The 21,063-nt window shown below is 63.0% G+C and carries 20 protein-coding genes; 8 read left to right on the forward strand and 12 right to left on the reverse strand.

Annotated features, from left to right (window positions below; translation table 11 throughout):
* Window positions 1-24: 24 nt before the first annotated feature.
* Entirely contained in the window at window positions 25-1,194 is a 1,170-nt protein-coding gene (locus tag NKI01_RS01190; protein ID WP_352482174.1) for a GGDEF domain-containing protein, read from the reverse strand.
* Between the two features lie 274 nt (window positions 1,195-1,468).
* On the opposite strand from NKI01_RS01190, the gene parE reads away from it, so the two are divergent.
* Window positions 1,469-3,514, forward strand: a complete 2,046-nt coding sequence (parE, locus tag NKI01_RS01195) for a DNA topoisomerase IV subunit B (RefSeq protein WP_352855406.1) — start codon at window positions 1,469-1,471, stop codon at window positions 3,512-3,514.
* Between the two features lie 178 nt (window positions 3,515-3,692).
* Here parE and NKI01_RS01200 read toward each other — a convergent pair whose 3' ends face one another.
* Window positions 3,693-4,814, reverse strand: coding sequence for a DUF2336 domain-containing protein (locus NKI01_RS01200; protein ID WP_352844210.1), 1,122 nt, complete (start codon window positions 4,812-4,814; stop codon window positions 3,693-3,695).
* Window positions 4,815-4,966: 152 nt separating this feature from the next.
* On the opposite strand from NKI01_RS01200, the gene NKI01_RS01205 reads away from it, so the two are divergent.
* Both NKI01_RS01205 and NKI01_RS01210 read left to right on the forward strand, forming a co-directional pair.
* Window positions 4,967-5,416: a MaoC family dehydratase gene (locus NKI01_RS01205; protein WP_352844212.1), complete on the forward strand. Its 450-nt coding sequence runs from the start codon at window positions 4,967-4,969 to the stop codon at window positions 5,414-5,416.
* Between the two features lie 3 nt (window positions 5,417-5,419).
* Complete coding sequence (locus tag NKI01_RS01210; protein ID WP_352961597.1) at window positions 5,420-6,301, forward strand: HpcH/HpaI aldolase/citrate lyase family protein; 882 nt, start codon at window positions 5,420-5,422, stop codon at window positions 6,299-6,301.
* A gap of 21 nt (window positions 6,302-6,322) precedes the next feature.
* Here the strand turns inward: NKI01_RS01210 and NKI01_RS01215 are convergent, their stop codons facing one another.
* Complete coding sequence (locus NKI01_RS01215) at window positions 6,323-6,907, reverse strand: nitroreductase family protein (RefSeq protein WP_352495372.1); 585 nt, start codon at window positions 6,905-6,907, stop codon at window positions 6,323-6,325.
* A 156-nt stretch (window positions 6,908-7,063) separates the two neighbouring features.
* Between NKI01_RS01215 and NKI01_RS01220 the strand changes: the two genes are divergently transcribed.
* The gene (locus NKI01_RS01220; protein ID WP_352961599.1) at window positions 7,064-8,029 is read left to right on the forward strand and encodes an RgsD C-terminal domain-containing protein; all 966 of its coding nucleotides are present in this window, start codon (window positions 7,064-7,066) and stop codon (window positions 8,027-8,029) included.
* Between the two features lie 12 nt (window positions 8,030-8,041).
* Here the strand turns inward: NKI01_RS01220 and NKI01_RS01225 are convergent, their stop codons facing one another.
* The 5 genes from NKI01_RS01225 to NKI01_RS01245 form a co-directional block, all read right to left on the reverse strand.
* A complete protein-coding gene (locus NKI01_RS01225; protein WP_352640623.1) occupies window positions 8,042-8,980 on the reverse strand; it encodes a lysophospholipid acyltransferase family protein in 939 nt (312 codons plus the stop codon).
* A gap of 84 nt (window positions 8,981-9,064) precedes the next feature.
* Window positions 9,065-11,038 carry a threonine--tRNA ligase gene (gene thrS / locus NKI01_RS01230; protein ID WP_023720142.1) on the reverse strand — a complete coding sequence of 658 codons (1,974 nt, stop codon included), beginning with the start codon at window positions 11,036-11,038 and terminating at the stop codon, window positions 9,065-9,067.
* A 168-nt stretch (window positions 11,039-11,206) separates the two neighbouring features.
* Window positions 11,207-12,022 carry a class D beta-lactamase gene (blaOXA, locus tag NKI01_RS01235; protein WP_352961601.1) on the reverse strand — a complete coding sequence of 272 codons (816 nt, stop codon included), beginning with the start codon at window positions 12,020-12,022 and terminating at the stop codon, window positions 11,207-11,209.
* A gap of 146 nt (window positions 12,023-12,168) precedes the next feature.
* Complete coding sequence (yidD, locus tag NKI01_RS01240) at window positions 12,169-12,543, reverse strand: membrane protein insertion efficiency factor YidD (protein WP_031194332.1); 375 nt, start codon at window positions 12,541-12,543, stop codon at window positions 12,169-12,171.
* 79 nt (window positions 12,544-12,622) lie between these two features.
* A complete protein-coding gene (locus tag NKI01_RS01245) occupies window positions 12,623-12,790 on the reverse strand; it encodes a hypothetical protein (RefSeq protein WP_352961603.1) in 168 nt (55 codons plus the stop codon).
* A 92-nt stretch (window positions 12,791-12,882) separates the two neighbouring features.
* Between NKI01_RS01245 and NKI01_RS01250 the strand changes: the two genes are divergently transcribed.
* A complete protein-coding gene (locus NKI01_RS01250) occupies window positions 12,883-13,797 on the forward strand; it encodes a LysR substrate-binding domain-containing protein (RefSeq protein ID WP_023720145.1) in 915 nt (304 codons plus the stop codon).
* On the opposite strand, the gene NKI01_RS01255 is transcribed toward NKI01_RS01250, so the two are convergent.
* A complete protein-coding gene (locus tag NKI01_RS01255; protein ID WP_023720146.1) occupies window positions 13,794-14,240 on the reverse strand; it encodes an iron-sulfur cluster assembly scaffold protein in 447 nt (148 codons plus the stop codon). The genes NKI01_RS01250 and NKI01_RS01255 overlap by 4 nt on opposite strands.
* Window positions 14,241-14,480: 240 nt before the next feature.
* Here NKI01_RS01255 and folE point away from each other — a divergent pair, with 240 nt between their 5' ends.
* From folE to NKI01_RS01270, 3 genes are all read left to right on the forward strand, one after another.
* Window positions 14,481-15,143: a GTP cyclohydrolase I FolE gene (gene folE, locus NKI01_RS01260; RefSeq protein WP_352482163.1), complete on the forward strand. Its 663-nt coding sequence runs from the start codon at window positions 14,481-14,483 to the stop codon at window positions 15,141-15,143.
* Between the two features lie 10 nt (window positions 15,144-15,153).
* Window positions 15,154-15,624 (forward strand): phosphoribosyl-AMP cyclohydrolase, encoded by a 471-nt coding sequence (gene hisI / locus NKI01_RS01265; protein ID WP_352482161.1) that lies wholly within the window; start codon window positions 15,154-15,156, stop codon window positions 15,622-15,624.
* A gap of 84 nt (window positions 15,625-15,708) precedes the next feature.
* Window positions 15,709-16,680: a patatin family protein gene (locus NKI01_RS01270; protein WP_352482159.1), complete on the forward strand. Its 972-nt coding sequence runs from the start codon at window positions 15,709-15,711 to the stop codon at window positions 16,678-16,680.
* 20 nt (window positions 16,681-16,700) lie between these two features.
* Here the strand turns inward: NKI01_RS01270 and recJ are convergent, their stop codons facing one another.
* The 3 genes from recJ to NKI01_RS01285 all read right to left on the reverse strand — a co-directional run bounded on the left by recJ (window position 16,701) and on the right by NKI01_RS01285 (window position 21,042).
* Window positions 16,701-18,485: a single-stranded-DNA-specific exonuclease RecJ gene (recJ, locus tag NKI01_RS01275; RefSeq protein WP_352482157.1), complete on the reverse strand. Its 1,785-nt coding sequence runs from the start codon at window positions 18,483-18,485 to the stop codon at window positions 16,701-16,703.
* A 60-nt stretch (window positions 18,486-18,545) separates the two neighbouring features.
* Window positions 18,546-19,529 (reverse strand): class II fructose-bisphosphatase, encoded by a 984-nt coding sequence (gene glpX, locus NKI01_RS01280; RefSeq protein WP_023720150.1) that lies wholly within the window; start codon window positions 19,527-19,529, stop codon window positions 18,546-18,548.
* A 199-nt stretch (window positions 19,530-19,728) separates the two neighbouring features.
* The gene (locus NKI01_RS01285) at window positions 19,729-21,042 is read right to left on the reverse strand and encodes a homoserine dehydrogenase (protein WP_352586954.1); all 1,314 of its coding nucleotides are present in this window, start codon (window positions 21,040-21,042) and stop codon (window positions 19,729-19,731) included.
* Between the last annotated feature and the right edge of the window lie 21 nt (window positions 21,043-21,063).

A 21,063-nucleotide genomic window follows, 5' to 3' on the forward strand; every position in this document is an offset into this window, starting at 1 on the left:
CTAACAAGAAGATAGAAGCCTCAATCAGGCAGAACGCAAGGCCGGCCCGTCGGCCTTGCTCGCCCTGTCCCGGGCGATGACGCGATTTCGCCCGGCGCGCTTTGCCGCATAGAGCGCGGCGTCGGCTTCGGCCAGCACATCATCGAGACCGGTGCCGCTCGTCCCACCAAAGCCGATGCCGCCGCTGACTGTGCTTCGCAACGGACCAAGCTGGGTGGCCACGACTTCCGTACCGAAGGCGACGCTGATCTTGCTCGCAATGTCATAGGCTTTTTCTTCCGTCATCCGCGACATGACGAGCACGAATTCCTCGCCGCCCAGCCGGAAGGCGTCGACGCCGGTTCTGGCGTATTTCCTGATGACGGCGGCAAAGCGGCGCAGGACCTGGTCGCCGACCGGATGACCGAATACGTCGTTCGTCCTTTTGAAATGGTCGAGGTCGAACATGGTGACGGACATGAACGGACCGAAGACCCGCTCGCCGTAGAGTGCCGTTAACGCCCGCCGGTTCATCAGCCCGGTCAATGGATCGGTCATCGTCTCGGCCTTCAATTCGATCTGCGCCTGCAAATGGTGCAGGGAGAGCGTTAATGCGCCAAGCCCGGTCATGCAGGCGACGGCTACGACGGAATTCACCCGCTCGGCCCAATTGTCCGGTGCTACGCCGAGCACCCACTGGCCCTTGACCAGCAGGACCGCGCCGCAAAGTCCGAACGACAGCGCACAGACGCCGCTCAGGAACGATACGACCAGCAATATCCGGCGATCATGACCACCCTCAATCCAGAACATCGCCCCGATAAGCGAGAGTAGCGCCGTTACCGTCGCATAGGTGACAATGAAGCCGACACCATCAAACCCGAGATACGTCGCGCCCGCGCAAACAGCCATCGCAGCCAAGGTTGGCAAGATGGCGCGCCTATAGTCGCGCATGCTGAGATATTGCATGGCCGACAGGCAGATAATCAGGAAGCCGAGGCTGAGAAGAGCAAGCACGATCTGGCAAAGCCAGGGGCTTGGATCTCTTGTGTAATGCCAAAACAAGACCACATGTGCGACGAGCACGAGAATGCCGCACGCCACCGTCAGCACAAAGCGTGCCTGTGGCGCGGTGAACCAGATCGCAAACATGGTGATGCTGAGGCACGTGCCCGACAGCGCCGCTGCGAGCAGGAGCGAACTGTAATCCAACATGCTTAAGCGACAGCCTCTTGAGGGTTTCGCTGCATTCTAGGTCAGCGACAGTCCGCGGATATCGTTTTTCAGCCAACCTTGCGGCGTAACCTTCGGACAAGGTTTACAAAGCGTCGATGCTCCAAGCTTCGACCCCATTTCCGCCGCTTGGTTGTCGAATGGTTTTTGCAGTAAGAGGCTCTATCCTCGAACGTAACAGGAACCTCCGTCGCCTGCCCGCAAAAAGCGTGGCAGTATCGGGTGGTGATTCGCAGCATCGGAATCCAGGACCGGCATGGACGACAACGATCTTTTCGGCAATTTGGGCAAGCAGCCGCAACCGGCTCGCGCCGCGCGCCCGGCCGACCCGCTGGTGCAGGCGGCGAAGCGGGCGGCGCCCCGCGATGCCAGCGAGAGCTATAGTGCCGCCGATATCGAGGTGCTGGAGGGGCTGGAGCCGGTGCGCCGCCGCCCGGGCATGTACATTGGCGGCACCGACGACAAGGCGATGCACCATCTGTTCGCCGAGGTCATCGACAATTCGATGGACGAGGCGGTCGCCGGCCATGCTACCTTCATCGATGTCGAGCTTTCCGCCGACGGATACCTGTCTGTAACCGACAACGGCCGCGGCATTCCGGTCGATCCGCACCCGAAATTCAAGAAGCCGGCGCTCGAACTCATCATGACCACGCTGCATTCAGGCGGCAAGTTCGACAGCAAGGTCTACGAGACCTCGGGAGGCCTGCACGGTGTCGGCGTTTCCGTGGTCAACGCGCTGTCCGACCATCTCGAGGTCGAGGTTGCGATTGGGCGCAAGCTCTATCGCCAGCGCTTCTCGCGAGGCGTTCCGGTGACCGGCCTGGAGCAGCTCGGCGAGGTGCACAACCGGCGCGGCACGAAGATCCGCTTCCATCCAGACGAGCAGATTTTCGGCAAGGGTGCTGCGTTCGAGCCGGCGCGGCTCTACCGCATGGCGCGGTCAAAAGCCTATCTGTTCGGCGGTGTCGAAATCCGCTGGACCTGCGATCCCTCGCTGATCAAGGAAAAGGACACGACGCCGGCCAAGGCAGAATTCCATTTTCCGGGCGGCCTCAAGGACTATCTGAAAGCCTCGCTCGGCGACGAATTCCAGGTGACCCGTGAAATGTTCGCCGGCAAGAGCGAGAAGCAGGGCGGTCACGGCTCGCTCGAATGGGCGGTGACCTGGTTCGGCGGCGACGGTTTTATAAATTCCTATTGCAACACCATTCCGACAGCCGAAGGCGGCACGCACGAGGCCGGCTTCCGCAACGTTCTGACGCGCGGCTTGCGCGCCTATGCCGACCTGGTCGGCAACAAGCGCGCTTCGATAGTCACATCCGAAGATGTGATGATCTCGGCGGCGGGCATGCTGTCGGTGTTCATCCGCGAGCCGGAATTCGTCGGCCAGACCAAGGACAGGCTGGCGACGATCGAGGCGATCCGCATCGTCGAAAGCGCCATCCGCGACCCGTTCGACCATTGGCTGGCCGACAATCCGCAGGAAGCTTCGAAACTGCTCGAATGGGTGATCGCGCGTGCCGACGAGCGGGTGCGCCGCCGCCAGGAAAAGGAAGTGTCGCGCAAGAGCGCGGTGCGCAAGCTGCGCCTGCCCGGCAAGCTCGCCGACTGCACGCAGAATGCCGCCGCCGGTGCCGAACTTTTCATCGTCGAGGGCGATTCGGCCGGTGGCTCGGCGAAGCAGGCGCGCGACCGCGCCAGCCAGGCGGTGCTGCCCCTGCGCGGCAAGATCCTCAACGTCGCCAGCGCCGGTAACGACAAGCTGGCCGGCAACCAGCAGATATCCGACCTGATCCAGGCCTTGGGCTGCGGTACGCGCTCGAGATACCGCGACGAGGACCTGCGTTACGACCGGGTCATCATCATGACCGACGCCGACGTCGATGGCGCCCATATCGCTTCGCTGCTGATCACCTTCTTCTACCAGGAGATGCCGAGCCTGGTCCGCGGCGGCCATCTCTATCTGGCGGTGCCGCCGCTCTACTCGATCCGGCAAGGCGGCAAGGTCGCCTATGCCCGCGACGATGCGCACAAAGACGAACTTCTGCGCACCGAATTCACCGGGCGCGGCAAAGTCGAAATCGGCCGCTTCAAGGGGCTGGGCGAAATGATGGCTGCCCAGCTCAAAGAAACCACCATGGACCCGAGAAAGCGCACGCTGCTCAGGGTGGACGTCATCGACGCCGAGGCGGCGACCAAGGATGCGGTCGACGCGTTGATGGGCACCAAGCCCGAGGCCCGCTTCCGCTTCATCCAGGAACGCGCGGAATTCGCCGCGACGGAAGTGCTGGATATCTGAGCGTCTTCTGCTAGGCGAGCCGCGGACGGCGGCTGTCACTGTGCGCAAGACTTTTCCGGATTTTTCGCGAAGGATGAGGCCTGGAACGGTTCAGCGTTTCACGGAAACGCCGAACCGCTCAGTTTTTTATTTTTTGACGCAAGTCGGAAAACCGTTTCACGCTTTTCCTGGAATTGCTTTAAGCAGCCGCGATCGCCAGCGCGTGCCCGCGTGCGTTCTCGCGCAGCGCATCGAGATGGATCGATTTGACCAGCCTGGCGAGATCGCCTTCGGCGGACTGTCCGCCCAATTCCTTCAGCATCAGCCAGCTGACTTCCTGGACGCCGGCGAGGCGTTTGCCATTGGCGACCTCACGCCAGACCTTCAGCGCGCGCAGGATGATGGCGTGGGTGGCGGCGGCAAGCCCGGCGCTGCGGAACAGTGCCTGCAACGCTATGTCATGCCCGCTGGCCAGCAGCGCCCTCACCCGTTGCTCGGGCTGCTGGCTGAGCGCGACCAGCGCCGAACCAAAGAAGTCGACCTTGCCGTGCGCGATGGTGCGGATGACGAAGCTTGCGGTCAGGTCGCCGCGCAGGCGCAGATGTTCGACAAGTGCGGTATGTTCCTCCGCCCGCGTGCCTTCGATCAGTGTCACCGAAGCCTTGACGCAAGCATCGCGCGTGATGCGCTCGGCCCTGGCGGCGCCCATCAGCGCCAGCACCAATGGCGACCCCTTGAGCATCTCCCCTAGCTTGACCAGCAGCATATGCCGGCAGTCGGCGGGCAGCCGGATGTCGGCGATCAGCGCCTCGCGCACCAGAGGCAGATGGCCGTGACGCTCGGCCATGCGGCGAAAGCTGACGGATGCGATGTCGGCGCCGCTATTGGCGAGCAGCGTGGTGCAGGCTTCCGGCTCACCGACCTCGGCGATCGCCGCCGCAACCGACATCGAGACGCGCGGCCGGTCGGCGATCACCTTCTGCGTCGCTTTCTGGCCGCCGGCAACCCGATCAATCAGGTCGGAATCGGTAAGCAGCGGCGAGCGCGCCAGTACCAAAGCGGCCACCTCGGGCTGGTCCGAAGCCAGCGCGCTGACGATCTGCGGCGGCGCATGATGGCTCATGGAAAGCGCGTCGGCGATCGCCAGCCGCACCTTCGACGATGCGTCATCGAGCAGCAACGTCAGCGCCGCCTCGGCAGCGCAGCGGTCCTCGAAAGGCAGGTCCGAGTCGACATAGGCGCGAGCCAGCGCGCTTGCCGCCGCAGCACGCTCCGACACCTTTGCCGTGTGGATCCATTTCAGGAAATGCGAAACGACCATGTCGCCTGCTTACGCCCTTTGCCAGAACGCTTCTGGCGCCTGTCGAGACCGTAGGCACAAATGGTTTACGAACGGTTCACCATGTTCGTTAACTGGCTTGCGAGCCCGGTATGCAACGCCTATCAACCCTTAAGCAGTGGAGGAGACAGACCATGGCCGGCCTTTACCTTGAGGAGTTCGTTGTCGGCCATGTGTTCAAGCACACGCTGCGCAAGACCGTGACCGAAAGCGACAACATGCTGTTTTCGGTGATGACGCTGAACCCGCAACCGCTGCACATCGATTTCGACTTCGCCGCCAAGAGCGAATGGGGCAAGCCTCTGGTCAATTCGCTGTTCACGCTTGGCCTGATGATCGGCATCTCGGTCAACGACATCACCGTCGGCACCACCATCGCCAATCTCGGCATGAAGGAGACCGTGTTTCCGCACCCCGTCTTCCATGGCGACACGATTCGCGTCGAGACCACGGTGGTTTCGGTGCGCGATTCCAGGTCGAAACCGGACCGCGGTATCGTCGAGTTCGAGCACCGCGCCTATAACCAGAACGACGTGCTGGTTGCAAGATGCACGAGGCAAGCGATGATGATGAAGAAGGCATAGCCGATGCGTTCACTGCTCTTCGTTCCCGGCGATTCGGAAAAGAAGCTGGAGAAGGGCTTTGGCGTGGGCGCCGACGTGGTCATCGTCGATCTCGAGGACTCGATCGCCTCGCAGAACAAGGGGCTGGCGCGCGACACAGCGGCGCGTTTCATCGCCGGGCACAGGCACCGAACCAGCTCCGCGATCTATGTGCGCGTCAACGATCTTTCGACCGGACTGACCGACGACGATCTGGCGGCGCTCGTGCCAGTGAAGCCCGACGGCATCATGCTGCCTAAGTCGAACAGCGGACTGGATGTCCAGCAGCTGTCGGCCAAGCTCAGGGTGCACGAAGCCGAAACCGGGTTGCCGGACGGCGCGATAAGGATCCTGCCGATCATCACCGAAACGGCAGCTGGCGTTTTGGCCGCTGCAACCTACACCGAGGCAAGCGCGCGGCTTGTCGGCGTCACCTGGGGCGCGGAAGATCTGTCGGCAGCAATCGGCGCACGCGCGACGCGCGACGCGAATGGCCGCTACACGGATGTGTTTCGCTTCGCCCGCACCATGACCATTCTCGCCGCAGGGGCCGCGGAAGTCGCGGCGATCGACACGGTGTTTCCGGATTTTCGCGACATGGCTGCCTTTGAGGCTGAATGCGCCGAGGCCGAGCGCGACGGGTTCACCGGCAAGATGGCGATCCATCCGGCGCAGGTGCCGGTCATCAACGCCGCCTTCACGCCTTCGGTGCAAGCGGTGAAAAATTCGCTGGCGATCGTCGAAGCGTTCAAGACAGCGGGAAATCCCGGCGTCGTCGGCATTGATGGCAAAATGTACGACCGGCCGCATCTAAAACTGGCCGAGCGGCTCCTGGCGCGAGCCAGGGCAGCGGGGCTTGACGCTTAGGGTCTGGTTCCGGGTCGAAAATTATCCCACCCACGGCCCCGAATAGTCGGCGTAGAGCTTTGCCGGATCGGGCCGTGGCCGCTCCGGCGCTGGCCCCTGATAGGAGCCGATATGGACAAAACCGACGACCCGCTCATGCGGCGCCAGACCGAGGATCGCCCTGCCCTCTGGCACGTCGGAATACCAGTTGCTGATCATGTTGGTACCGTAGCCCAGCGCATTGGCGGCAAGCAGCAGGTTCATCGCAGCCATGCCGCCGGACAAGAACATCTCCCATTGCGGGATCTTTGGATTTTCCCTGGGGATCGAGATCACGCCGATGACCAGCGGCGCCCGCGAAAAGCGTGCCAATTCCTGGTTGCGGCGGCCTTCCGGCAACGGCCCTTCGCGCTGTTCGGCAAGTGCTGCCAACTCCTTGCCGATCTCGACGCGAGCCTCGCCGCGATAGAGGATGAAACGCCAGGGCTCCAGCCGGCCATGATCCGGCACCCGCGAGGCGGCGGCGATCATGGTCGCGATCTCCGCATCGCCCGGTGCCGGCTCTTTCAAATCCGGGATCGGCGCGGAATTTCGGGTCAGCAGAAAATCGATGATCGGCGACGCCATGGGCGCAAGTCTCCTGGAATTTGAGCTGAAGCGCGCCATCGGGATATCGGGCGGCTCGGGCATTGGCGCGACGCGCCGGACAAAGAGCCCTCTAGCAGAAGCCGACCGGACTCTTAAGCCTTGAAATTGCCACCGCATTGGGCTTCAACGCAAGGCATGTTTGAGCGGACATTGCGTCTTTTCCTGATATGGCTCGCTGCCGCACTGTTGATGGTGCCGGTTTCGCTTGCCGCCGCCCAGAATGTAGACGGCCTCAGTGATCTGAAACTTCCCGGAATTTCGGGCTATGCGCCTCCGAAAAGCGAGACATCGCTGGCATTGGGCAGCAGCGGGGCGATCACGCTGTCGGCGCAATTGACCGACAAGGGTGCCGACATCACGCGCGGCATCGTCTGGCGCGTCTTCAAGCCCGAATCGGCCAGCGACGGCAAGCTGCCGATGGTCGCCTCCGCTCATGGCGGCACCGCCGTATTCCAGCTCGAGCCGGGTTCCTATCTGGTCCATGCCTCCTACGGGCGGGCCGGCGCCACCAAGCGCATCACCGTCGGCAAGGAAGCCAAGCGTGAGAGCCTCGTGCTCGATGCCGGCGGCCTCAAGCTTGATGCCGTGCTGTCGGGAGGGGTGCGCATACCGCCGAAGAAGCTGCGCTTCTCGATTTATGAGAGCCACGCCGCGGCCGATGGCGATCGCGCGCTGATCATACCCGATGTCGAGCCGAACAGCGTCGTGCGGCTCAATGCCGGCACCTACCACGTTGTTTCGACCTATGGCGCTGTGAACGCGGTCATCCGCTCCGACATCCGCGTCGAGGCCGGCAAGCTGACCGAAGCGACGGTCGAGCATCGTGCCGCCGAGATGACCATGAAGCTGGTGCGCGAGCCGGGCGGCGAGGCGATCGCCGACACCTCCTGGTCGCTGCTGAACGAGTCCGGCGACCCGATCAAGGAGACCGTCGGCGCCTTTGCCTCGATGGTGCTGGCCGAGGGCGACTACACCATCATCGCCAAAAACCGCGACCGCATCTACCAGAAGGATTTTACGGTGGTGGCCGGACACAATCAGGACATCGAAGTCCTGGCAACCGAAGCTTCGGCCATCGATTCCGAGGAAGGCGCCGACTAAGCCGCGCCCCCTCTAGGCTGCTTTGCGCATGCGTCGCGCCAGCAACGGCACGCGGCCAGTCGTCTCGGCCGGCGCCAGATCGAAGACGCCGCGCTGAAGGCGGTCGAGCAAGGCCTTGCGGTCTCGCAGCGGCTCCAGTTCGTCCCACCCCAGCACGTCGCCGACGCGCACGTCGATCGATTTGCCGGAGAGCCGCGCAAATTCACGGATGAGCAGCGATGTGCGCAGTGTCAGCGAGGCCTTGCCGACGAATTTCGCCACACGCCCGTCGCGTTCGGCCATGTTCATCGGTCCGCTGACCAGATGGAACAGCCGGCCGTTCTGGCCCGAAAAATGCAATGGGATGACCGACGCCTTTGCGTCCTGAACGAGACGGGCCGGAAACACCTTCCACGGCAGATCGCGTGCCCGGCCAAACCCCTTCGGCGCGGTGGCGACACCTCCCGCCGGAAAGACGACGATGGTGACGCCCTCCTTGAGCAGCCGCACCGCTTCATGGCGGACCGCCATGTTGTTCTTCAGCGCGTCCTTGGTCTCGGAAAAGTCGATCGGCAGCGAATAGGGCTCCATCTCGCGGATCTTGAGCAGATCCTTGTGGATCATGACGCGGAACGGTCGGCCGAGCTGCTCCGCCAGCGACAACACGGCAATACCGTCGCCGATGCCGAACGGATGGTTGGCAACAATCACCAGCGGCGTGTCGGGCAGGTTTGCCGGCGGCCATTGACCGGCGGTCCGCACCCGGACGTCGATCAGCTCCAGCATGCGGCCGAACACGCGCTCGCCGTTCGGCACCACTTGCCGGCGCCAGAAATCATAGAGTGCGGCGAAGCGATCACGTCCCGACAGGCCTTCGACCGAGTGGATGAACCAGCGCGTCAGCGCCGGCTGATGCGGACCGGCATAGGAGAGCTCGGGAAACGGTCTTTCGCGCATCTTCAGCTTGAGCATGGGGCTCGCTACACAATTGGCGTGACAAGCATATGAAAATGGCGGTGGAGCGATCCACCGCCATTTCGTTGCTGATTGGCCGGCTCAGGCCGCGCGGCGCTTGCGGTCGGGTGTCACCGCCTCGTCGGAAAGCAGTTTCACGGCGGCCGCGAGGCCAAGCGATTCCTGGTCGCGCGACCCGAGACGGCGGACATTGACCGTTTCTTCCTCAGCCTCGCGCTTGCCGCAAACGACGATGACCGGCACCTTGGCAAGGCTGTGCTCGCGGACCTTGTAGTTGATCTTCTCGTTGCGCAGGTCGGTTTCGGCGATCAGCCCGGCCGCCTTCAGCTGCGCAACGACTTTTCGCGCGTAATCGTCGGCATCGGAAGTGATCGTCGCCACCACCACCTGCAGCGGCGCGAACCAGAGCGGGAAATGGCCGGAATAATTCTCGATCAGGATGCCGAGAAAACGCTCCATCGAACCGCAGATGGCGCGATGCACCATCACCGGCTGCTTCTTTTCCGAATCGGAGCCGATGTAGAAGGCGCCGAACCGTTCCGGCAGGTTGAAGTCGACCTGCGTGGTGCCGCATTGCCAGTCGCGGCCGATGGCGTCCTTCAGCACATATTCGAACTTCGGCCCGTAGAACGTGCCCTCGCCCGGATTTACGCCCGTCTTGATCCGGTTGCCCGACCGCGCCGCGATCTTGTCGAGCACGTCCTGCAGCACGCCCTCGGCGTGATCCCACATCGCGTCGGTGCCGACCCGTTTTTCGGGGCGGGTCGCCAGCTTGACCGTGATTTCGTCGAAGCCGAAATCGGCATAGGTCGACAGGATCAGGTCGTTGATCTTGATGCACTCGTCGGCGAGCTGTTCCTCGGTGCAGAAGATGTGGGCATCGTCCTGGGTAAAGCCGCGCACCCGCATCAGCCCGTGCAGTGCGCCGGACGGCTCATAGCGATGCACATTGCCGAATTCCGCAAGTTTTACCGGCAGATCGCGGTATGACTTCAGCCCGTGTTTGAAGATTTGGACGTGGCCGGGGCAGTTCATCGGCTTCAGCGCAAACACCCGGTCGTCGTCGGTGTCGTCGCCGGCGACCGTCACCTTGAACATGTTGTCCCGGTACCAGCCCCAGTGGCCTGAGGTCTCCCACAGGCTCTTGTCGAGCACCTGCGGCGCGTTGACCTCCTGGTAGCCCTGCTCGTCCAGGCGGCGGCGCATGTAATTGACCAGGTTCTGGAACATCCTCCAGCCCTTGGCGTGCCAGAACACGACCCCGGGGCCCTCCTCCTGGAAATGGAACAGGTCCATCTCACGGCCGAGCTTCCTGTGGTCGCGCTTCTCCGCTTCCTCCAGCATCGTCTGATAGGCTTCGAGCTGCGCCTGGTCGGCCCAGGCCGTGCCGTAGATGCGCGTCAGCATCGGGTTGTTGCTATCGCCGCGCCAATAGGCGCCGGCGACCTTCATCAGCTTGAAGGCGTTGCCGATCTGGCCGGTCGAGGCCATGTGCGGACCGCGGCAAAGGTCGAACCAGTCGCCCTGCGCATAGATCTTGAGATCCTGATCCTCGGCGATGGCGTCGATCAGCTCGAGCTTGTAGCGCTCGCCCTTGTCGGCAAAGATCCTTTTCGCCTTTTCACGCGACCACACCTCTTTGGTGAACGGCTTGTTGCGCGCAATGATCTCGCGCATCTTCTTCTCGATCACCGGGAAATCGTCGGGCGTGAACGGCTCGTTGCGGGCGAAGTCGTAGTAGAATCCGTTCTCGATCACCGGCCCGATGGTCACCTGCGTTCCCGGCCAAAGTTCCTGCACGGCTTCGGCCAGAACGTGCGCGGCATCATGGCGGATGAGCTCCAGCGCACGCGGATCCTCGCGGGTGATGATTTCGAGCTTGCCTGATTTGCCGATCGGGTCGGAAAGGTCGCGCAACGTGCCGTCGATGCTGTAGGCAACGGCCTTCTTGGCCAGCGACTTCGAGATCGATTCCGCCAGGCCGGCGCCGGTCATCGCCGCGTCGTAGTCGCGGACGGAGCCATCGGGAAATGTCAGGGAAACGGAATTCAGCATTAAATTCTCCTATCCAGTCCCGCAAACGAGCGCGGGTGGTAAAATGCACGTCGCCCAAAACTGCGTAGCGATTTTGGGGTTGCGACTTACATCAAGTAAGAGCCGGATGCGTCCGGCGGCGAGCGGTCTTTTATGGGCAGTTTTCGGCGCCGTAAAGCCGGATTTAGGTCACCCGAGGAGATTCGGCAGCTCTTTCAGGAACATCGCCCGCGTCTTGAGCCCCTTCGGCGTGTCGGAACGTTTCGTATCGACTACGAGGCGGGCAAAGACGATCTTGCGAGCATCCTTCTGCGCCCAGCCAACAAACCAGCCAAGCGAGCGCTTGTCGGCATCGTCGCCAAGCCTGGTCGTCCCGGTCTTGCCCTGCACCGTCCAGCCGCCCGCCCGGAAGGTCGGGACAATCGCATTGGTCATCGCATGGGCCTTGTCCGAGACCGGCAGATTCCGCGCCAGCAGCTTGCGCAGGAAATCGACCTGCTCGACCGGCGATATCTCGAGCGAAGAATTCACCCAGGAATGGGTGAGGCCGTTATTCTTGCCGGAATTGCCGGAGACGTCGGTGTTGCCATAGTCCAATCTGGACAGATAGCCGGCAAACTGTTTGCTGCCGAGCCGGCGCGTGATCTCGCGTGAGAACCACAGGACCGAATCCCTTTCCCAGATCGTCGGGTCGACGGTCTTGCGGTCCCGTTTCGGCGCGTTGAACTCCGCTTTGTACTCCCAATTCGGTGTATGCTCGTCGCTCAGGATTCCGGCGTCATAGCCGATCAGCGCCAGCGGAACCTTGAATGTCGAGGCGGGACTGACGCGCTGGTCGCAAACCCCTTGCCGGTACAGCGTCTCGCCGCTCGCGGCGTCGACGATCAGCGTGCATTCGACGTCCCCGAGCGGGGCCGATTGCGCACGGATCGGAAAACCCAACAGCCACGCCAGGACATAGAGAATCACGGCGAAAACGAAGGGAAGACGATCTATCCGGCGCATTTGGTAATCTCTCCTGAAGGGTGTCAGGAGCGGCTTAGCGAGGCGTCTTGTCTCGATTTTGTCTTAAATGCGCTATGTCCGCGCAAGCTGCGGTTAACCCTACCAGATCGTAAACAGCGGTGCGGTTGTGTAACGAACAGTTGCGGTCAACTGTCTAGGTCGCCACGTTTTTTCCCGATCCGCCAGTACCGCCACGGCGCAAACCAGACATAGCGCTCAGCCAGGGTTTCGGGCACGCGGTCGATGCCATGCGTCCCTAACGGCCCGCAGCGCAGCACGCGAAAGAACCCCATCCAGCCGCCGGCCCAAAGTCCATGCCGGGCGATCGCTTCGTGCGCGTATTCGGAACAGGTCGGCAGATGCCGGCAGGAATTGCCCACAAAGCCGGACAGCGTCAGCTGGTAGAGCCGGACGAGCGACGTGCCGAAGACGCGGCCCGGCGTCTTGCGCCACGGGCCGGGCCAGTTGCGTCCTTGTCGAATCGGCCTGGCGCCGTGCGCATGCCGATGTTGGCCGACCACCACAGTCTCCGCGTCGCGTTTCCCTTCAGGATAGATGTGCGCATCGGGCCGGGAACGCAATGCCGTTCCGGCAATCCCGTCACTGCCTCGAACGGCGAACCGGGTACCGGTCGGGCGTCGGCTTCCGACATGCGGCGACGCTGGTCGGCGGCCTCCCCTCGCACCAGTCGCCATGCGGTTTCTCGTCATGTCTTTGAAATGTCGCGATCCGCACGACATCGCCCAGGATGTTGAGAAACTGGATCATGGCAGCACTCCTTTGAGCACCGATTAGAGCGCCGCTGGCCTTGCTCTTCAAACGAGTATAACGTCGACGTCAGATAACTCTGAGTTATGCGAATGAAGCGCGGACGCCTCCCCCTGACGGCTCTTAGAAGCTTCGAAGCAGCCGGTCGTCACCTGAGCTTCAGCCGTGCGGCCGAGGAGCTTTATGTTTCGCAGGCGGCGATCAGCCGCCAGATCCGCGAGCTCGAAACATTCCTGCGCCAACCTTTGTTCTTCCGCCATCATCGCCGCGTCGAATTGACCGACACCGGCCGGCGGCTGCTCGACCAGTTGGTCAGAAGTTTCGGGGGCATCGACAGGCTGCTTTCGGAATTGACGGCGGCCCCGACGCAGTCCGTGGTCCGTGTCAGCGTCGAGCCGTCGCTTGCATCCGTATGGCTGGTGCCGCGGCTCAACCGATTTCGCCAGTTGCGACCCGATATCGACGTTTCCCTTGAGGTCGACCCGAGGTTGATAGAGTTCCGCAGCGATCAGCCTGAACTTGCTCTACGCTTCAGTGCGCACGCCACTTCATGGCCACGCAGCGAAGCCGAACAGCTTGCCTCGGTCGTCGATTCACCGGTTCTGTCGCCGGCGCTTCTTGCGTCCGGGCCAGCTCTGGAAAAACCGATCGACCTTGGTCGCTATACATTGCTGCACGAAGAAAACCGTCAGGCTTGGACGCGCTGGTTCGAAGCGGCCGGCGTGACCCCTGAAGCCGTGCCTGCCCGTGGACCGATGCTGGCGGATGCCTCGCTCTCGAAGCAGGCAGCCTTGCTTGGACATGGTGTCGCACTGGGCGATCTTTTGCAGATCGGCGAAGAACTTGCGTCCGGCGCGCTGGTCAAGCCTTTCGACATCGACGTTGCGTCCGGCGCCTATTGGCTGGTGGCCAGAAGACTAAACGACCTTTCCGAGCCGGCCAGGGCTTTTGCCGACTGGGTCCGGGCGGAATTCGCCGAAAGCCGGCGTTTTCTTGCCGAGGTTTAGGCCGCCTGTTCCGCCCGCTTCTTCTCGATTTGGCCGATCGCGTCGACCACTGCGTCGAAGGTCAGCATGGTCGAGGCGTGGCGCGCCTTGTAATCGCGCACCGGTTCCAGGTATTTCAGGTCGGCGAAGCGGCCTTCGGGCGGCGGGCCATTTTCCTTCAGCATTTTTAGCATCGTCTCGCGCACGCTGCGCAGTTCTTCCGCGCTGGCGCCGACGACATGCTGCGCCATGATCGAAGACGACGCCTGGCCAAGCGCACAGGCCTTCACGTCATGCGCGAAATCGCTGACGACGCCGTCATCCATCTTCAGATCGACGGTCACTGTCGAGCCGCACAGCTTGGAATGTGCTCGTGCGGTTGCGTCGGGCCGGTCGAGCCGACCGATCCGTGCGATATTTCCGGCAAAACCCAGAATTTTCGCATTGTAGACATCGTCGATCATATTTTTCCAATCCGTCGCCGCCCAGCGAACAGCGATTGCCGCTCTGGCGTCTTCCTTTCGCTCGGCACGAACATATATAATGGTCGTAGTCGGGTATCGACAAGGCGACCGCAAGTCTCGTCCTGCCCAAATCTGTTCACGCCACTTACGGGCTGGAAACCGGGCGAGTTTCTAACACCCGAAAGGTCGTGGTCCGTTCAACTCGTTCCTCCTGAGAGAGGAACTACGGGAGACGCCTTTATGGACGCCGTTATCAAGAAACTCATGCCGCAGTCGGCCTATATGGAAAAGCCGGTCACCGACCGGCCGAGTGAGGCCGAAGTCGAAGCCGCGGTGCGCACCTTGTTGCGCTGGACCGGCGACAATCCTGAGCGCGAGGGCCTGATCGACACGCCGAAGCGCGTCACCAAGGCGTTCCGCGAAATGTTCAACGGCTACGATATGTGCCCGGCCGAGGAGCTTGGCCGCACGTTCGAGGAAGTCGCCGGCTATGACGACCTCGTCATAGTCAAGGACATCACGTTCCACTCGCATTGCGAGCATCACATGGTGCCGATCATCGGCAAGGCGCATGTCGGCTATCTGCCTGACGGCAAGGTTGTCGGCCTGTCCAAGATCGCCCGCGTCGTCGACATCTTTGCCCACCGCCTGCAGACCCAGGAAGCGATGACCGCGCAGATTGCCGGCGTCATCCAGGACGTGCTCAATCCGCGCGGCGTCGCCGTCATGCTCGAGGCCGAGCATATGTGCATGGCCATGCGCGGCATCCGCAAACAGGGCTCCACCACGCTGACCTCGACCTTCACCGGCGTCTTCAAGGATACACCTGAAGAGCAGGTCCGCTTCGTCACCATGGTGCGCGGCGGCGGAACTGATCAGACCCGCGCCGCCCTCGCTAAATAGGGACCGGCGAATGTCGGCATTGGAATTCCCGAAAGCTCCATCTGACAAGAAGGCACTCGAGGAAGGCACCGTCCTTTCACCGCGGTTCGATGCCGGCGGCCTCGTCACTGTCGTCGTCACCGATGCCGAAAACGGCATGCTGCTGATGGTCGCGCATATGAATGCCGAGGCGCTGGCGCTGACACTCGAGACCGGCATCGCGCACTACTGGTCGCGTTCGCGCAACGCGCTGTGGAAGAAGGGCGAAACCTCGGGCAATGTCCAGCAGGTCGTCGAGATGCTCACAGATTGTGACCAGGACGCGATATGGTTGCGCGTCAAAGTGCTGGGTCACGAAGCAACTTGTCACACCGGCCGACGTTCATGCTTTTATCGGACGGTGGGGCTGAGCGATGGCAAAGGGACGCTTGCCAACGACGGCAGCAAGCCGCTGTTCGATGCGGAAAAAACGTATCGAAAGCCCAAAACACCATCAGTATGAACCATTCGCAGCACTTCAGCCACGTATATTCATGATTTCGATACGGCCCGCCTGTAGGATGACCGTGGGACAAGGGAGATTGTGATGCTCGACTGGGCGTCATTGCGCAACAGACCTGACGTTCGGGAGGCCAATGGCCTCTCCTCGGCCGCAGGCGCATCCGAAACCAAATCTCCAGGTAAAACAGGGATCTCGCTGGCATTGGGCGGCGGCTGTGCGCGCGGCTGGGCGCATATCGGCGTGCTGCGCGCGCTTGACGAAGCCGGCATCGAAGTGTCGATGATCGCCGGCACCTCGATCGGCGCGCTGGTCGGCGGCTGCTATGTTGCCGGCAAACTTGACGAGCTGGAAGAATTCGCGCGCAGCCTGACCAGGCGGCGCATTTTTGGCCTTCTCGACCTCAATCTACGCGGCAGCGGCCTGTTCGGTGGCATGAAGCTCGATGCACGGCTGCGCGAGCACATAGCCGGCATCCGCTTCGAGGACCTGCCAAAACCGTTCGTCTGCGTCGCTGCCGAAATCCGCACCGGCCATGAAATCTGGCTGTCGAGCGGCTCGTTGAGTACCGCCATGCGCGCCTCCTACGCGCTGCCCGGCGTGTTCGAGCCGGTCGCCTGCAACGGGCGCGTGCTGGTCGACGGCGCACTGGTCAATCCGGTGCCGGTCTCGGTCTGCCGTGCCTACGAGCAGCCGCTCGTGGTTGCAGTGAACCTTCACTACGATCTGTTCGGCCGCGCCGCAGTGATCAAGCACAGCGCAGGCGAGCTGATCGTCGAGAGAGACGCGCCAAGGGGTGGCCACGCCGATCCCGAACGTCAGTCGCGCGAGACGCGGCTCGGCATCACCGGCGTCATGGTCGAAGCCTTCAACATCATCCAGGACCGCATTTCGCGCGCCAGGCTGGCCGGCGACCCGCCGGACATGTCGCTGCAGCCGAAGCTCAGCCATATCGGCCTGACCGAATTCCACCGCGCCGACGAAGCGATCCGTATCGGCTACCAGGCAACGATGGCGCAAATCGGCGAACTGACCCGGCTGCAGACCGTCCTCGCTTAGGCCGAGCGGTCAGCGAACTCTCAGGCAAGCGCCGCGTCGACGATACGAAACTGCACCGTGCGGTTGCCGTTCCAGTGATTGCCCGACAATGAGCCGGCGACGTGCACCGGTTTGCCCCTGTTCTTGAACAGGAATTCGCCAAGCGCAGTATCGACGGCGCGAAAGGCGATCGCCTGGATGCGGCCGCCGCTTTCCGACTGCAGGTCGGCGCGGATATGGTTGGTGCCGACCGCCCGCGCATCAACCAGCCGGTGACGCGGCAGCGCGAACACCGGCGCGACATGCCCGGCGCCGAACGGCCCTGCCCGCTCAAGCGCATCGAGCAGCGCAAGCGTCGCGCCCTCGGCGGCAAGCGCGCCGTCGATCGCCAGGCTCTCCTCGCCTTGCAGCCGGAACACATCCACCGCAGCGCGCTCTTCGAAAAAAGCCCGGAGCGCGCCGAGCTTCGCCCGCTCGACGGTGATGCCCGCCGCCATTCCGTGGCCGCCGCCCTTGACGATCAGCCCGGCATCGGCAGCCTCGCGCACCAGCCGGCCGAGGTCGAAGCCCGACACCGAACGGCCTGACCCCGTACCGACGCCATTGGCGTTGAAGGCGATGGCAAAAGCCGGCCGTCTTGCATGGTCCTTGAGCCGCGAGGCAAGCAGGCCGACAATGCCCGGATGCCAGTTGCTGCTGGCTGTGACCACGATGGCCGGACCATTGCCGCCGGCAAGCTCGGCGTCGGCCTCTGAGCGCGCCGCGGCCAGCATCTCCTGCTCCATCGACTGCCGCTCCTGGTTGAGCCGGTCGAGCGTCTCGGCGATGGTGCGGGCCTCGACCGGGTCGTCGGTTGCAAGCAGGCGGCTGCCAAGTGCTGCGTCGCCGATGCGCCCGCCGGCGTTGATGCGCGGACCGATCAGAAAGGCCAGATGGAAAGTGCTGATCGGCTCGCCGATACGCGAGACCCGCGCCAGTGCCGCCAGCCCTTCGTTCCTCTGCTGCCGCGCCACCTGTAGCCCCTTGACCACGAAGGCCCGGTTGATGCCGGTGAGCGGCACCACGTCGCAGACGGTGCCCAGCGCCACCAGATCGAGCAGGCCAAGCAGATCCGGCGCTGCGGCGTCCGGCAGCCGGCTGCGCAGGATCTTCGCCGTCTGTACCAGGCACAGGAAGACGACGCCGGCGGCGCAAAGATGGCCTTGCCCGGAAAGATCGTCCTCGCGATTAGGATTGACGACCGCAGCCGCCGCCGGCAACGGCCCGCCGACCTGATGGTGATCGAGCACCACGACGTCGGCGCCGGCGGCCTTCGCCGCGTCGATGGAAGCAGCACTGTTGGTGCCGCAATCGACGGTGACGATCAGCGTCGCGCCGCGCGAGACGAGTTCGCGCATCGCTTCCGGATTGGGGCCGTAACCCTCGAAGATGCGGTCCGGTATGTAGATCTCCGACGGCACCGAGAAATGTGCGAAAAAGCGCTTGAGCAGCGCCGATGAGGCGGCGCCGTCGACATCGTAGTCGCCAAAGATCGCCACCTTTTCCCTTGCCGTCACCGCCTGGGCGATGCGAGAGGCCGCCTTGTCCATGTCGGTCAGCGATGCCGGGTCGGGCAGCAGGTTGCGGATGGTCGGATCCAGGAACCGCTCGGTCTGCTCGGCAGTGACGCCGCGCCCGGCCAGCACGCGTGCCACGATGTCGGGCACGCCATAACCTTGCGCGATGGCGAGCGCAGCCATGTCCTGACGCTCGGTCAGTCGGTGTTCCCAGGAAACGCCGGTGGCCGACTGCCTGACATCTAGGAAAAAGCGTCTTTCCCCCGTCACGTGACGCGCCGTCTGCAATTTGTCATTGCGCACAATATGCAACGGCTAACTGAGTCGAAATCAAAACTTTTCCAGATCCTGGTGCCTGGCCTTGATTTCGCGCACGGTTCGCGACGACGAGCGCAGCACGATCGTGTGCGTGGTGATGAAATTGCGGCCGAACTTGACGCCGGCCAGCATATTGCCGTCGGTGACGCCGGTCGCGGCAAACAGCACGTCGCCGCGTGCCATGTCTTGCGTGTGGTAGATCCGTTTCGGGTTGGAGATCCCCATCTTCGCCGCGCGCGCCAGCTTTTCCGGCGTGTCAAGGATCAGCCTGCCCTGCATCTGGCCGCCGGTGCAGCGCAAGGCCGCCGCCGCCAGCACGCCCTCCGGCGCACCGCCGGTGCCGAGATAGATGTCGATGCCGGTTTCGTCCGGGTCGGTGGTGTGGATGACGCCGGCGACATCACCGTCGCCGATCAGCCGGATCGCGGCGCCTGTCGCCCGCACGGCTTCGATCAAGGCGCCATGGCGCGGCCGGTCGAGGATACAGGCGGTGATCTCTGCCACCGGAACGCCCTTGGCCCTGGCCAGGCTGGCAATATTTTCGGCCGGCGAGGCATCGATGTCGATGATGCCATCGGCATAGCCCGGGCCGATGGCGATCTTGTCCATATAGACGTCCGGCGCGAACAGAAGGCTGCCTTTTTCGGCAATGGCGATGACGGCCAACGCATTGGGCAGGTTCTTGGCGCAGATCGTCGTGCCTTCGAGCGGATCGAGCGCGATGTCGACAGCCGGGCCTTTGCCTGTACCGACCTCCTCGCCGATATAGAGCATCGGCGCCTCGTCGCGCTCGCCCTCGCCGATCACCACCGTGCCGTTGATGGCGAGACGATTAAGCTCCTGGCGCATGGCGTCGACCGCGACCTGATCGGCGGCTTTCTCGTCGCCGCGTCCGCGCAATCTGGCGGCCGCGACCGCGGCGCGTTCGGTGACGCGCACCAATTCCATGGTCAGTATCCGGTCGAGGCCGGCGACAATGTTCTGGGCCACATTCATCGATGGATAATCCTCGTTGGCACTTTGTTTCTATGCATGTCGTTGTCCCAAAACCGCCGCACACTTTTGGGCGACATGCATTAGCCTCCCGCCAGAGACGCGCTTCTTGTGTCAAAGCCTCGTGACAACAGCAAGACCTGCGCTGGACCTTTTTGAAAGCGCAGCAATATCAATCGATTAAAGGCAAAACTTGAGACTGCTATCCGGCCCGCTCGATGCGGATGACTTGCGGCTTGTCGGTCAGAAGGCTGTCCCTGGTGATGCCGTCGACGGCCTTGCGCACCGCCGCCTCGGTCGTCTCGTGGGTGACCAGGATGACTGTCTTCTGTGCCTCGGTTTCCGGCCCTGCGGCATGTTGCACGATCGATTCCAGCGAAATGTCGTTGTCGGCCATGCGTTTGGCGATCGCGGCGAAAACGCCGAGGCGGTCGTGCACGGTCAGCCGGATGAAATAACCGCCGGCATGGCTGCGCATCTGCGCCTTTTTGTAGGGCTTCAATTCCTTCGCCGGCCGGCCGAAGACCGGGCCATGCTGGAAGCCAGGCCGGCTCTTGGCAATGTCGGCAATGTCGCCGATCACCGCCGAAGCGGTGGCGTTGCCGCCGGCACCGGGGCCGGAAAGCAGCAATTCGCCGAGGATGTCGGTTTCGATCGCGACCGCATTGGTGACACCGTGCACCTGCGCGATGACCGAGGCCGTCGGCACCATGGTCGGGTGAACGCGCTGCTCGATACCGCTTTCGGTGCGTTGGGCGACGCCAAGCAGCTTGATCCGGTAGCCGAGATCGCCGGCCGCGCGGATATCGGCCTGGCTGATGTTGGAGATGCCCTCCATGTAGATGTCATTGGCCGCAATCCTCGTGCCGAAGGCAAGGCTGGTCAGGATCGACAGCTTGTGCGCGGTGTCGTGGCCCTCGATGTCGAAGGTCGGGTCGGCTTCGGCATAGCCCAGCCGCTGGGCGTCCTTCAGGCAGGCATCAAAGGACAGGCCCTCGGCTTCCATGCGCGTCAAAATATAATTGCAGGTGCCGTTGAGGATGCCGAAGACGCGGGTCACCGAATTGCCGGCCATCGCCTCGCGCATCGTCTTGATGACCGGAATGCCGCCGGCCACCGCCGCTTCGTAGTTGAGCAGCACGCCCCTCTTTTCCGCGATCTCGGCCAGTGACACGCCGTGCTTGGCAAGCAGTGCCTTGTTGGCGGTGACGACATGGCGGCCGGCCTCGAGCGCCGCCTTCACCGAGGATCGTGCCGCGCCCTCGTCGCCGCCGATCAGTTCGACGAATACATCGATCTCGGCGGTCTGGGCCATCTTGACGGCGTCGTCGAACCACTGTGCTGTGCCAAGATCAACGCCGCGGTCGCGTTTGGGATCGCGGGCCGAGACGGCTGACACGACGATGTCGCGGCCGCACTGCCGCGTCAGTTCCGCCGCCTTGTCGCGCAGCACGCGAGCCACCGACGCACCGACGGTGCCGAGGCCGGCAATTCCAACACGCAACGCTTCAGCCATGTCCGGCGACGCCCCATTCGG

Origin of the sequence: Mesorhizobium sp. M0815 (assembly GCF_040319995.1) — a bacterium.
GTDB lineage: Bacteria > Pseudomonadota > Alphaproteobacteria > Rhizobiales > Rhizobiaceae > Mesorhizobium.

What these genes read in the sequence shown, in the direction of transcription:
- NKI01_RS01270 (WP_352482159.1), top strand. Translation starts at nt 15,709, where the DNA reads ATGCTCGACTGGGCGTCATTGCGCAACAGACCTGACGTTCGGGAGGCC.
- blaOXA (WP_352961601.1), bottom strand. Translation starts at nt 12,022, where the DNA reads ATGCGCCGGATAGATCGTCTTCCCTTCGTTTTCGCCGTGATTCTCTAT.
- folE (WP_352482163.1), top strand. Translation starts at nt 14,481, where the DNA reads ATGGACGCCGTTATCAAGAAACTCATGCCGCAGTCGGCCTATATGGAA.
- NKI01_RS01225 (WP_352640623.1), bottom strand. Translation starts at nt 8,980, where the DNA reads ATGCTCAAGCTGAAGATGCGCGAAAGACCGTTTCCCGAGCTCTCCTAT.
- NKI01_RS01255 (WP_023720146.1), bottom strand. Translation starts at nt 14,240, where the DNA reads ATGATCGACGATGTCTACAATGCGAAAATTCTGGGTTTTGCCGGAAAT.
- NKI01_RS01205 (WP_352844212.1), top strand. Translation starts at nt 4,967, where the DNA reads ATGGCCGGCCTTTACCTTGAGGAGTTCGTTGTCGGCCATGTGTTCAAG.
- thrS (WP_023720142.1), bottom strand. Translation starts at nt 11,038, where the DNA reads ATGCTGAATTCCGTTTCCCTGACATTTCCCGATGGCTCCGTCCGCGAC.
- glpX (WP_023720150.1), bottom strand. Translation starts at nt 19,529, where the DNA reads ATGAATGTGGCCCAGAACATTGTCGCCGGCCTCGACCGGATACTGACC.
- hisI (WP_352482161.1), top strand. Translation starts at nt 15,154, where the DNA reads ATGTCGGCATTGGAATTCCCGAAAGCTCCATCTGACAAGAAGGCACTC.
- NKI01_RS01285 (WP_352586954.1), bottom strand. Translation starts at nt 21,042, where the DNA reads ATGGCTGAAGCGTTGCGTGTTGGAATTGCCGGCCTCGGCACCGTCGGT.
- NKI01_RS01200 (WP_352844210.1), bottom strand. Translation starts at nt 4,814, where the DNA reads ATGGTCGTTTCGCATTTCCTGAAATGGATCCACACGGCAAAGGTGTCG.
- NKI01_RS01220 (WP_352961599.1), top strand. Translation starts at nt 7,064, where the DNA reads ATGTTTGAGCGGACATTGCGTCTTTTCCTGATATGGCTCGCTGCCGCA.
- parE (WP_352855406.1), top strand. Translation starts at nt 1,469, where the DNA reads ATGGACGACAACGATCTTTTCGGCAATTTGGGCAAGCAGCCGCAACCG.
- NKI01_RS01245 (WP_352961603.1), bottom strand. Translation starts at nt 12,790, where the DNA reads ATGATCCAGTTTCTCAACATCCTGGGCGATGTCGTGCGGATCGCGACA.
- NKI01_RS01215 (WP_352495372.1), bottom strand. Translation starts at nt 6,907, where the DNA reads ATGGCGTCGCCGATCATCGATTTTCTGCTGACCCGAAATTCCGCGCCG.
- NKI01_RS01210 (WP_352961597.1), top strand. Translation starts at nt 5,420, where the DNA reads ATGCGTTCACTGCTCTTCGTTCCCGGCGATTCGGAAAAGAAGCTGGAG.
- NKI01_RS01190 (WP_352482174.1), bottom strand. Translation starts at nt 1,194, where the DNA reads ATGTTGGATTACAGTTCGCTCCTGCTCGCAGCGGCGCTGTCGGGCACG.
- NKI01_RS01250 (WP_023720145.1), top strand. Translation starts at nt 12,883, where the DNA reads ATGAAGCGCGGACGCCTCCCCCTGACGGCTCTTAGAAGCTTCGAAGCA.